This is a genomic window from Escherichia sp. WS1118, from assembly GCF_046487695.1.
GTDB lineage: Bacteria > Pseudomonadota > Gammaproteobacteria > Enterobacterales > Enterobacteriaceae > Escherichia > Escherichia coli.
On the sequence record NZ_JBJQIZ010000002.1, the window covers coordinates 82,891 to 95,393 of the forward strand.

Below are 12,503 nucleotides of genomic sequence, written 5' to 3' on the forward strand. Positions count from 1 at the left end.
ATGCTGCCGTCGCCAAGACCTATCCCTAACCATATAAATTTACTCCACTTTTCTAACGCGGCGTTATACCGCGTCCGTATCAATACATGGAGTCCAACATCGATCTGTTTATTCACTTTTCACCATCATATAACCTTGTTCTGCTTATGGTATCAACTTCTATTAACTATCTGACTATGTATGATCTTATACACTTATCTTAAAAATGTGTAGAGTTTTATATCGTTACATCTCCACTATTGTTAGCATAAAGCATGAGAATTATGATCGTGCTCTATACTAACTTTCAATACAGGTTCTTTATTTAGAAATCTTCTATCAACTCTGACATTTTCTCTTGGAAATACATTGGGTATTTTTCTATTACCTTCATTGCATTACCTCGATTATTTTTCAACTCTTTCACGAGATACTTCTTCTGAGTCGCCGCTAGCTTCAAGGATGTGGCGAGATCCTGAGCTATTACTCGATCTGAAAAACCAAGCTCATATAGGGAAATAGCGGTGTCTGTGGGTAGACCATATTTTAGTCTTTTTTGAAAAAGCTGCAGACGATTGAGCAGATCCCTTGTGCCATCCTTATTAAGATTTCCGATGAACTCAGATATTGCGCCTACAACAAGCGTTGCATCATATGCAAGCGCCTCTTCGCAGATATCTACGATATGGTCGATCTTGAACTCTCTCCGATTAGTACCCCATATCATCTTAACTTTTCGTTCACGGATGATTTCTAGGAGGTCGCAGAAGGGTTTGCCACTGATCCATTCATACGATATTTCTTTAAGCACCTCTGGTTCATCAAACTTGGTAAATACACCACTGTTGATATGCTTAATAAACAATTGCCAAATATGGTTGAGGATTTCTTTTTCATCAACAATAGAGAGAAGGTTGTCAGTGTTGGATTGGACCCATTTCTCAATAGATTCAGCATCCTGAATCCCGTAAAGCGTTCTACCATAGATTTTTCGGCGGGACGGCTCGGTAATACTTGTTGAAATGTACCTTGCGAGCAGTTGAAATAACTCGCGGATATGCTCCTTTTTCTGAGTGTCTGCGAGAAAAAAAGCTAGCGTACCTTCAGCTAGGCGGGTCACGTCAGCTTGCGATAAACCGTCTTCGGATTCATCCCAATGGGATAGGAGGAAACTCTCTACTGCAGATATTAGACTGATTCTCCAGGCTATTTGACGCTCAATATTGTTTTGAGAAAAGTTTCTATCTCCATGCAATGCGGTTATCTTTGTGGCAAGATTCGCAATTTTGTCGGGATTGTCGATATAGTCCTTGGCAAAGTCTAGTGCCCCCATGGGGATTGAGATTTTCTCGTCATCGCTTTTGATGGGGTCAAATATTGATAGAAGGTTGCTGACACATGGTTCAGAATTTTGTGGTTCCAGTAGTTTTTTCACCTGCTTCCAGCGCCATTTTTCGCTCCGCACCTTCCGCTTATCAAAGATTACTGGATCCGCAAACAGGATGCTGCCTTCGGTATGCATCCCGGCTCGACCCGCTCTACCAATAAGATTGTGGAAATCACGAACCTTGATGCGCTCCATACCCTGGTAGACACTGGTCACGATGAGGTATCGTATCGGAAGATTTACACCCTGCGCTAAGGTAGATGTACAAACAACGAATCGCACAAGATTGTCACGCATAGCATGCTCTACTGCCAGTCGAATGCCATGTGGTGTATTGCCATGATGGGAAAAAATTCCATGTTCCGCACTCTGAGATGCTGGAGCGTTAGCCCCAAGATTTTTGATATGCAGATGTGTTAGCCGAGCCACTTCTTGGTGATCTGAATAATCGGATGGTAAGGGCAGTGGCACACCTCGCTTGATAACATCTACTGCCTTTTCGCAGATGCTTGCCGCAGTTGACTTTCGCCCGCAGAAAATAGCTATGCTGCCCTTTGGTGCCAATTTTAGACCGAGGTAAAGTGCGATAGCCTGCCCATCATTTTTTTCAGGAAAAAAACGGTCAGTATGTTCTCGTGACTTCCTTCCGAGATTAAATGTTTCAATCACTCTCGGGACGAAAAACTCACTTTGTTCAGCGTTGCGACTGTCGACGTATTCGATTCTTCCCAGTTGATCGAGCCAGCTCGCGAATCCAATCGACCTGAAAGTTGGAATTAGGGTTGTGCCTTCGACGACATTCGGTTCCCCGTTTAGCCATAATCCAACTGCCTCGGCATTACTGATGACTGCTGAGATTAGGACCTTTTGGGTTCCTTCAGGAATCATAGTGCGTAGTGACGTCAGAAGTAGCTCGTATGTGATGCCCCGAGTCCCGCTGTCGAACTGGTGTCCCTCATCAAGAATTAATAGGCCAATGTGTGCCCCTAGCTCCGGAGCGTGCCGAAGGGCGTAAAGTAGTTTCTCAGGTGTTACGACCAGGACCTGTTGGTGCCCCAAAAGTTCAGCAATCTCAAAGTCAGTCTGTAGGGCATCGGTTAACTCATCTACCTTGGTTGATTCACTGTTGAATGCTTCGACGAGGCTGTTCTTGATTTCATGGCATAGCGCTCTAAATGGGGCAATGATAATAGCAAGAGACACTCGTTTGGCTAAAAACGCGCTCCGAAGAATTAGCTCAGTTGCCTTTGTTTTACCTGCACTGGTGGGCATTTGAACGATGGCTGACTTTCCTCTTAAAACATTCGCTTGTCCCAATAAATGCTGTGCTGGCCAAAATTCTTTAATAAAGCTATTGTTATGCAGTGCTTCCTTCCAGGTACTAATTGATAGGCCACTATATTTTGGTAAACACTTCCACGTTGAGTTATCGATTTTTCTCAAAATTATTGAAGATATCAAATCGCTTAAAAGTAACTGCCTTGGAGTGCCAGCAAAGTATGCTAAATCTCTTAGCCTTTTCACCTCACTTCGAATCGCGAAGTCATTTCCAGATGAAAAAAACATATTTAACTCTTTGGAAATGTTTTCTATGAGTTTACCAAATACTGAGTCGATATTCTCAAAATGAATGCTTGAATCGCCTTCAAGCAACCACAGCAATAAAAATTCCAGCCCGGCTCCATCTAGATTTGGACAGTACAATCCATAAATTCCAGATGCATCAATATCTCTTTTCAATTTTTTTATCAAAACTGATGAACTGCCTGGGAGTTCACATAAATAGTATGATGCTGCACCAAGAAGCATAAGATATGGATCAAGCGTTTCATTTAACTTTGACTGGAGGTAGGAGTCGAAAAAGCTGGCAGAAAATAAAAGATTGGTTTTCATCTCTGTGAGCAAATTAGCCTCTGGCTCCTCTCTGTTTATCGCAGCTGCGAGATCTCCCAGTAGACCAATAGATATGCTGAAAAGCTTGGCCGGATCTTGGGTTATTTTGATGTGATGCTCTTCCGGAATGCTGAACTCAAGCATCTTTGCCTTTGACCGGGAGACGCCAAGCAGCAGTTGCGATTTCTTTTCAGGCCTCATGCGCAGCTCTCCTATAGAGCTCGTGGACTAGTGCCATCATTTGATCTCCTGTGATCACAACTAACACAAGATCACCTGAATGTGGATGAGATATGGTTTCGGTCAATGATATAAGGTGGCTGTCAAAAAGTGGGCTATCAAAGAGCGCTACAGCACCATATATTTCCCTATATGGATAATCTACTTCGTTCTGGAAACGTTCAATTTTTTCAGCATCATCAAGCTGATTACGACAATACAGTCTTTGTTTAATAGCATTTAAAGACTCTGCCTTCCGTGCAACGTCTTTTAATGAGCCATCTACTGCATCTTGAAGTCTCGGCTTTGCTTTTTTCCCTGAGAATTGTGCTTTCGCTTCAAATATCGCTAACCTATCATTCGAAGATACAATACCGTCCTTGATGATATCAAAACCGATTATGTCACTGCCTTTAGTCGACTCGTTTCGAATAGTTTTGTCACCGTAGCGAGTGCGAGGAACCCAGTAGCCGAGCAAGTATTCAATAAAATCAGCTACCAATACTTCTCCAAAGTCACCTGCACGAATGCTTGGACCAGGCGCATCTTTTATGTCTGGAAACTTTATTAGGTTGAGATAGTCTTCGCGAGAATACCCGTATCCCCTACGGAAATAATCGATTTCACTGTCAAAGCAGTAGTGGTTCCGAAAGTGCTTTGCCCATTCTGAAAGCACTTGTTCGTCTTGTTCATGACGGAAAACCCAGACTTCGATATTTTTGCCATCTGCGGTTCTTAGATCCTCTTCATGCTTGGTCAGCCACCTCGTATGAGTTGATGAGAAGCTCATTAATTTCTTAGTCCTTATCCAGATTCCTGGATTCTATAGGCTTTTTTTGAATAGGTTAGCATAGCCTTTGACACTAACTCATTATTCTTAGTGCTACTGAGTCAGAAAACCGCGGTTAAGAAGTAAGTTTCATCAATAGGCGAAGAACGTAAAATTTTTAGTCGTCATGAAAAGTATATTTAACTAAAAACATTACATAAATATTGTTTTTTGATTTAATGCATTGAAATTAATGATTTTTATTAAAAATCAGGTAAACAGAACCATTCTGATTTGTCTTTAAAACAATAGGGTATATTGTTTTAAGGTGGATGATTAAAGCATCTGCCAGCCATAAAAAAGAAGCCTCCGTTATGGAGGCTTCTACATATCAAGTCAAAATCATTGGCCATTGTGGCGGTGTCTGATTCATCTCTTCTAGCATCACCGACTCGATGTTGTGCCAGATGGCGGTGATATCCGCCATTGTGATGCCAAGCAACCCCATTGCGAACCAGCAGGCGGAAACTACGCCCAGACCGCTGCTGATCACTGCAAGCCCGACATAATCAGCCCGACGAAAACGGATGTTGAGCGTGCTAGCCAGAAACATCATTACGGCACTAAGAAGTTGCCAGCGAAGAAGAACCACGCCAGTGGTGAGGGTAGCCATCAAACAATTCCTCGGAAAAGAGCTGATGCCCTGGACAGCGCGGCGTTGTTCACGGGAGGCGTGATACACTCTGGCTATCGCGGGGCTTGCAGAACACAAAAATGAAACACTCTGTTTGTTTCATGAATTTTGTGAACTATATCACAATTGGTTGTTTGTTAGCCAGATTAGGCCGTGACTTTTATTGCCGTACAGATTATGTGTTTTTTCAGCGGCATTAAGGGTATATCTTCCCGCCGCCTCTGCATTCCTGAAGGTGATTAATTTTTAAGATCAATGAATTATCGTCATCCTGGTGACGATTAAAAAGGTCTCAATTTTATATCAGGCAAAAGTGCTATTTATACCGTAAGATTTATCTAAAGACGTCGGTAGCCAGGGTTTCACCTTGCAATAACCGGGTATAAACAGGCAGGGAATTGATAGCAATGAGTCATCGTGCACGACACCAATTACTGGCGTTTCCGGGCATTATCTTTTTAGTTCTCTTTCCCATCATTCTGTCGCTATGGATTGCCTTCTTTTGGGCAAAATCAGAAGTGAATAATCAGCTCCGAACCTTTGCTCAGCTGGCGTTGGATAAATCTGAGCTGGTCATTCGTCAGGCAGATTTAGTGAGCGATGCAGCTGAACGCTATCAGGGGCAAGTTTGCACTCCAGCCCATCAAAAGCGAATGTTGAATATTATTCGTGGCTATCTTTATATTAATGAATTGATTTATGCTCGTGATAACCATTTTTTATGCTCATCGCTGATAGCGTCTGTAAATGGCTATACGATTGCACCGGCCGATTATAAGCGCGAACCTAACGTTTCTATCTATTATTACCGTGATACGCCTTTTTTCTCTGGCTATAAAATGACCTACATGCAGCGGGGAAATTATGTGGCGGTTATCAACCCTCTCTTCTGGAGTGAAGTGATGTCTGATGATCCGACATTGCAATGGGGAGTGTATGATACGGTGACGAAAACCTTTTTCTCGTTAAGCAACGAGGCCTCGGCAGCAACGTTTTCTCCGCTGATTCATTTGAATGATTTAACCGTACAACGAAATGGCTATTTATATGCGACAGTTTATTCGACAAAACGCCCAATTGCAGCCATTGTTGCGACTTCATATCAACGTCTTATAACTCATTTTTATAATCATCTTATTTTTGCGTTGCCCGCCGGTATTTTGGGGAGTCTTGTTCTGCTATTACTCTGGCTACGTATTCGACAAAACTATTTGTCTCCCAAACGCAAATTGCAACGCGCCCTCGAAAAACATCAACTTTGCCTTTATTACCAGCCAATAATCGATATCAAAACAGAAAAATGTATCGGCGCTGAAGCGTTGTTACGTTGGCCTGGTGAGCAGGGGCAAGTAATGAATCCGGCAGAGTTTATTCCGCTGGCAGAAAAGGAGGGGATGATCGGACAGGTAACTGATTATGTTATTGATAATGTCTTCCGTGATTTGGGCGCGTATCTGGCAACACATACCGATCGCTATGTTTCTATTAACCTGTCAGCCTCCGATTTTCATACCTCACGGTTGATAGCGCGAACCAATCAGAAAACAGAGCAACATGCGGTGCGCCCGCAGCAAATTAAATTTGAAGTGACTGAACATGCATTTCTTGATGTCGACAAAATGACGCCGATTATTCTGGCTTTCCGCAAGGCCGGTTACGAAGTGGCAATTGATGATTTTGGTATTGGCTACTCTAACTTGCATAACCTTAAATCATTGAATGTCGATATTTTGAAAATCGATAAATCGTTTGTTGAGACGCTGACCACCCACAAAACCAGTCATTTGATTGCGGAACACATCATCGAGCTGGCGCACAGCCTGGGGTTAAAAACGATCGCTGAAGGTGTCGAAACTGAGGCGCAGGTTAACTGGCTGCGCAAACGCGGCGTGCGCTATTGCCAGGGATGGTTTTTTGCGAAGGCGATGCCGCCGCAGGTGTTTATGCAATGGATGGGGTAATTACCCGCGCGGGAGTTAACGCGCGGGCAATAAAACTACAGGCGGTGGCGATAATCGCTGGGAGTGCGATCAAACTGCCGACGGAAAACGCGGGAGAAGGTCTGCTGAGAGACATAACCCAGGTCCATTGCGATATCAAAAATCGGACGCTCGGTGGTGCGCAACTCAACGGCGGCCAGTAACAGACGGCGCTGGCGAATGTAATCGCCAAGCGTCTGATGCGTCACCGTGCGGAACATCCGTTGCAAGTACCACTTTGAATAGCCAGATTTTTTTGCGACGACATCAATGTTAAGCGGCTGGTCAATATGCTCGTCAATCCATGCGATAAGATCCTGAATAATTTTCTGATGGGACATAAATCTGCCTCTTTTCAGTGTTCAGTTCGTTAATTCATCTGTTGGGGAGTATAATTCCTCAAGTTAACTTGAGGTAAAGCGATTTATGGAAAAGAAATTACCCCGCATTAAAGCGCTGCTAACCCCCGGCGAAGTGGCGAAACGCAGCGGTGTGGCGGTATCGGCGCTGCATTTCTATGAAAGCAAAGGGTTGATTACCAGTATCCGTAATAGCGGCAATCAGCGGCGATATAAACGTGATGTGTTGCGATATGTCGCAATTATCAAAATTGCTCAGCGTATTGGCATTCCGCTCGCAACCATTCGTGAAGCGTTTGGCGTGTTGCCAGAAGGGCATACGTTAAGTGCGAAAGAGTGGAAACAGCTTTCGTCCCAATGGCGAGAAGAGTTGGATCGGCGCATTCATACCTTAGTGGCGCTGCGTGACGAACTGGATGGATGTATTGGTTGTGGCTGCCTTTCGCGCAGTGATTGCCCGTTGCGTAACCCGGGCGACCGCTTAGGAGAAGAAGGTACCGGCGCACGCTTACTGGAAGATGAACAAAACTAAAGCGCCACAAGGGCGCTTTAGTTTGTTTTCCGGTCTTTGTCTTTCTCTCTATCCCGCTGGTACACAGGAGGGTTTCCCCCGACGTCAACACACCTCATTCGAGCACGTGGTGGAGGTTCCGGTTGGTGTTGATGCTTTAATTGTATGTGACCGGCGTTTCTTCGCCAGTGTAAAAGTACACTTTTTAGCCGCAATATTTTTGTCATCTCAGACGATTTTTTATCGCAATCCTGAACGGTATACGGCTCGATAACGCTGCAATCTTGCGCATCGACGATAACGTTTGCGCATCAATTGCCTGGTTTTTCATCGTCAAGACAATAAAAGAGAAAAAAGCAGCAAACTTCGGTTGAAAAAGCCGCTATGATCGCCGGATAATCGTTTGCTTTTTTTACCACCCGTTTTGTATGCGCGGAGCTAAACGTTTGCTTTTTTTTGCGACGCAGCAAATTGTCGCAAACCTGGAGCAGGAAGATAACGTTTCGCTGGCAGGGGATTGTCCGCCACGCATCTTGACGAAAATTAAACTCTCAGGGGATGTTTTCTTATGTCTACGCCATCAGCGCGTACCGGCGGTTCACTCGACGCCTGGTTTAAAATTTCACAACGTGGAAGCACTGTCCGTCAGGAAGTGGTTGCCGGGTTAACAACGTTTCTGGCGATGGTCTACTCAGTTATCGTCGTTCCAGGCATGTTGGGTAAAGCGGGCTTCCCGCCTGCGGCAGTTTTCGTTGCAACCTGTCTGGTTGCCGGACTCGGTTCTATCGTGATGGGTCTGTGGGCTAATCTGCCGTTGGCGATTGGTTGCGCCATCTCTCTGACGGCGTTTACCGCATTCAGTTTGGTGCTGGGGCAACATATTAGCGTACCTGTCGCGCTGGGTGCCGTGTTCCTGATGGGTGTGTTGTTTACGGTAATTTCTGCCACGGGTATCCGTAGCTGGATTTTGCGCAACTTGCCGCACGGTGTGGCGCACGGCACGGGGATTGGTATCGGTCTGTTCCTGCTGCTGATTGCTGCTAATGGTGTCGGTCTGGTGATTAAAAACCCACTTGATGGTCTGCCCGTCGCGCTGGGGGATTTCACGACCTTTCCGGTGATGATGTCGTTGGTGGGTCTGGCAGTGATTATCGGCCTGGAAAAACTGAAAGTCCCTGGTGGCATTCTGCTGACCATTATCGGTATCTCAATTGTCGGTTTGATCTTCGATCCTAACGTCCATTTCTCCGGCGTTTTTGCCATGCCTTCATTGAGCGATGAAAACGGCAATTCACTGATTGGCAGCCTGGACATTATGGGCGCGCTGAATCCTGTAGTCCTGCCAAGTGTTCTGGCACTGGTGATGACAGCAGTATTTGATGCCACCGGAACTATCCGTGCCGTCGCCGGTCAGGCGAACCTGCTGGATAAAGATGGGCAGATCATCGACGGCGGGAAAGCACTGACCACCGACTCCATGAGCAGCGTTTTTTCTGGCCTGGTGGGTGCAGCTCCGGCAGCGGTATACATCGAGTCTGCGGCGGGTACGGCGGCGGGCGGTAAAACCGGTTTGACGGCTATCACCGTTGGCGTGCTGTTCCTGCTGATTCTGTTCCTCTCTCCGCTCTCTTACCTCGTTCCGGGGTACGCAACGGCTCCGGCGCTGATGTACGTTGGCCTGCTGATGCTGAGCAACGTGGCGAAAATCGACTTTGCTGATTTTGTTGATGCGATGGCGGGTCTGGTTACGGCGGTATTCATCGTGCTGACCTGTAACATCGTAACAGGCATCATGATCGGCTTCGCGACTCTGGTGATTGGTCGTCTGGTTTCCGGCGAATGGCGCAAGTTGAACATCGGTACGGTCGTTATTGCCGTGGCGCTGGTGACCTTCTATGCGGGTGGCTGGGCTATCTAATCTTACATAGGATTCTGAAAACGGGTGGCAATGGCTGCCCGTTTTTATTTTCTCCGCACATTGTGTGAGCTTTTGCGATATTCTGAAAAAATGAGAATTCAGGCATAACGCCTTTCTCAGATCATAAAAAACATCGCAAACAGGGAACGCATGGAAATCTTCTTCACCATACTGATAATGACCCTCGTGGTCTCGCTGTCCGGGGTGGTCACTCGTGTCATGCCCTTTCAGATCCCGCTTCCGCTTATGCAAATCGCCATCGGTGCGCTACTGGCGTGGCCGACGTTTGGTTTGCATGTGGAGTTTGATCCTGAACTCTTTTTAGTCTTGTTTATCCCGCCGTTGCTGTTCGCTGATGGCTGGAAAACGCCGACCCGTGAATTTCTCGAACATGGGCGAGAGATTTTCGGCCTCGCGCTGGCGCTGGTGGTGGTCACCGTAGTCGGCATTGGCTTCCTTATTTACTGGGTGGTGCCGGGCATTCCGCTGATCCCCGCCTTTGCGCTGGCTGCGGTGCTTTCTCCGACCGATGCTGTAGCGCTCTCCGGGATTGTTGGCGAGGGGCGCATCCCGAAAAAAATCATGGGCATTTTGCAGGGCGAAGCGTTGATGAATGACGCCTCCGGCCTGGTGTCGTTGAAGTTTGCCGTGGCAGTGGCGATGGGGACAATGATCTTCACCGTCGGCGGTGCGACGGTCGAATTTATGAAAGTGGCAATAGGCGGTATTCTCGCCGGTTTTGTGGTGAGCTGGCTGTATGGTCGCTCGCTGCGATTCCTCAGCCGCTGGGGCGGTGATGAACCCGCGACGCAGATCGTTCTGCTGTTCTTGCTGCCATTCGCTTCTTATCTGATTGCGGAACATATTGGCGTTTCCGGCATCCTCGCTGCGGTTGCCGCCGGGATGACCATCACCCGCTCCGGTGTGATGCGCCGTGCGCCGCTGGCAATGCGCCTGCGCGCAAACAGCACCTGGGCGATGCTGGAATTTGTCTTTAACGGCATGGTGTTCCTGCTGTTAGGTCTGCAGTTGCCGGGGATTCTGGAGACGTCGCTGATGGCGGCAGAAATCGACCCTAACGTCGAAATCTGGATGCTGTTTACCGATATTATTCTGATATATGCGGCGCTGATGCTGGTCCGTTTCGGCTGGCTGTGGACGATGAAAAAGTTCAGCAACCGCTTCCTGAAGAAGAAGCCGATGGAGTTTGGTTCGTGGACTACACGAGAAATCCTGATCGCGTCTTTCGCCGGGGTGCGTGGGGCGATCACTCTGGCCGGTGTGCTCTCTATCCCGCTTCTCTTGCCGGATGGTAACGTCTTCCCTGCGCGCTATGAGTTAGTGTTCCTGGCGGCTGGCGTCATTCTCTTCTCATTGTTTGTCGGCGTGGTGATGTTGCCTATTCTGCTACAACACATAGAAGTCGCGGACCATTCGCAACAATTGAAAGAGGAACGTATTGCACGAGCGGCAACGGCAGAAGTGGCGATTGTGGCGATCCAGAAAATGGAGGAGCGTCTGGCGGCGGATACCGAAGAGAATATCGATAACCAGCTGCTCACAGAGGTTAGTTCTCGCGTCATTGGTAACCTGCGTCGTCGCGCCGATGGACGTAATGATGTAGAAAGTTCAATCCTGGAAGAGAACCTGGAGCGTCGCTTCCGTCTGGCGGCATTGCGTTCTGAACGTGCTGAACTGTACCACCTGCGCGCCACGCGGGAGATCAGTAACGAAACGCTGCAAAAATTACTGCACGATCTCGATTTGCTTGAAGCGTTGCTGATTGAGGAAAATCAGTAATCTGCATGGTTGGCGGGCGAGCCCGCCAACCCGACTTACTCTGGCGTTAACCAGTATCCTTCACAACAGCTCAGCCACGCGTGGGCAGAGTGGGAAAGGTAAACGCCCTCACGCCAAATCATTCCTAATTTCCAGCTTAGTTCGCTTTCCAGCGGTAGCCATTTTAAGGTGTTTTTATCTAATCGCTGGCAAATGGGTTCCGGCAATATGGCTATTCCGACACCGGCCTGAACCATCGCGGCGAGAAAATCCCATTGCCCGCTGCGAACTGCAATTCTCGGCTTAACGCCATGTTCATCGAATAACTTCATCAATTGCTTACTTAAGGCAAAATCTTCGTTATAGATAAGTAGAGGATGTTCCGCCAATGTCTCCGGTGAGACGGCATCACATTCAAGCCATTTACCTGAATGTGGCGTCAGTACACATAGTGGATGACTAAACAGCGATAACGTTGTCAGGCCGCTTTCTTCTACTGGCAGGGCTGTCAGTGCCATATCCAGTTCACCGTTCATCACCGCTTGTTGTACCGTCAGACCACCAAACTCCGAAATTTTCAATTCTACGCCGGGGTAACGCTGGCGAAAAAGGCCAATCGGCCCGGCCATCAACATCCCAACCATCGGCGGGATTCCCAGCCGCAAAACGCCGGTTTTAAGCTGATTGATATCGCTAAGCTCAGCTTCCAGTTGCCGAAACTCAGCCAGTAAAGCCAGCCCGCGCTCAAATACGACGCGACCAGTATCAGTGAGAAGCAGCCGACGACCATCGCGGATCAACAATATACAGTTCAGCTCATCTTCGAGATTCTTCAGCATCTTGCTGATAGTTGGTTGGGTGACAAACAACTTCTCCGCTGCGCGGGTGAAGCTTTGCTGGCGCACGACTTCGACAAAATAACGCAGCGTTCTGATATCCATAACTATTCCCTTTGACTATACCTGCAATGATTTTAATTCATTTCAGTCAGGGGCGAGCGCTCTCTATACTTACCA

Annotated in this window: 9 protein-coding genes; 4 read left to right on the top strand and 5 right to left on the bottom strand. The window is 47.2% G+C overall.

All coding sequences use genetic code 11. The features are described 5' to 3' along the window. Window positions 1-304: 304 nt before the first annotated feature. The 3 genes from ACJHYO_RS03820 to ACJHYO_RS03830 form a co-directional block, all read right to left on the bottom strand. A complete protein-coding gene (locus ACJHYO_RS03820; protein WP_410232407.1) occupies window positions 305-3,460 on the bottom strand; it encodes a DEAD/DEAH box helicase in 3,156 nt (1,051 codons plus the stop codon). Next, window positions 3,450-4,268, bottom strand: a complete 819-nt coding sequence (locus ACJHYO_RS03825; RefSeq protein WP_085455645.1) for a Hachiman antiphage defense system protein HamA — start codon at window positions 4,266-4,268, stop codon at window positions 3,450-3,452. The genes ACJHYO_RS03820 and ACJHYO_RS03825 overlap by 11 nt, the downstream gene beginning before the upstream one ends. A gap of 370 nt (window positions 4,269-4,638) precedes the next feature. Beyond that, window positions 4,639-4,920: a YjcB family protein gene (locus ACJHYO_RS03830; protein ID WP_021521174.1), complete on the bottom strand. Its 282-nt coding sequence runs from the start codon at window positions 4,918-4,920 to the stop codon at window positions 4,639-4,641. Between the two features lie 428 nt (window positions 4,921-5,348). On the opposite strand from ACJHYO_RS03830, the gene pdeC reads away from it, so the two are divergent. Then, window positions 5,349-6,902: a c-di-GMP phosphodiesterase PdeC gene (pdeC, locus tag ACJHYO_RS03835; protein ID WP_001358031.1), complete on the top strand. Its 1,554-nt coding sequence runs from the start codon at window positions 5,349-5,351 to the stop codon at window positions 6,900-6,902. 35 nt (window positions 6,903-6,937) lie between these two features. Here the strand turns inward: pdeC and soxS are convergent, their stop codons facing one another. Then, window positions 6,938-7,261 carry a superoxide response transcriptional regulator SoxS gene (gene soxS / locus ACJHYO_RS03840; protein WP_000019358.1) on the bottom strand — a complete coding sequence of 108 codons (324 nt, stop codon included), beginning with the start codon at window positions 7,259-7,261 and terminating at the stop codon, window positions 6,938-6,940. 85 nt (window positions 7,262-7,346) lie between these two features. Between soxS and soxR the strand changes: the two genes are divergently transcribed. From soxR to ACJHYO_RS03855, 3 genes are all read left to right on the top strand, one after another. Next, window positions 7,347-7,811 carry a redox-sensitive transcriptional activator SoxR gene (soxR, locus tag ACJHYO_RS03845; RefSeq protein WP_000412431.1) on the top strand — a complete coding sequence of 155 codons (465 nt, stop codon included), beginning with the start codon at window positions 7,347-7,349 and terminating at the stop codon, window positions 7,809-7,811. Window positions 7,812-8,358: 547 nt separating this feature from the next. Further along, on the top strand, window positions 8,359-9,708 hold the full coding sequence (ghxP, locus tag ACJHYO_RS03850) for a guanine/hypoxanthine transporter GhxP (protein WP_000106892.1): 1,350 nt from the start codon (window positions 8,359-8,361) through the stop codon (window positions 9,706-9,708). 150 nt (window positions 9,709-9,858) lie between these two features. Continuing rightward, window positions 9,859-11,508: a Na+/H+ antiporter gene (locus tag ACJHYO_RS03855; protein WP_000402206.1), complete on the top strand. Its 1,650-nt coding sequence runs from the start codon at window positions 9,859-9,861 to the stop codon at window positions 11,506-11,508. Between the two features lie 35 nt (window positions 11,509-11,543). On the opposite strand, the gene ACJHYO_RS03860 is transcribed toward ACJHYO_RS03855, so the two are convergent. Beyond that, window positions 11,544-12,428 (bottom strand): LysR family transcriptional regulator, encoded by an 885-nt coding sequence (locus ACJHYO_RS03860; RefSeq protein ID WP_000354953.1) that lies wholly within the window; start codon window positions 12,426-12,428, stop codon window positions 11,544-11,546. Window positions 12,429-12,503: the final 75 nt, after the last annotated feature.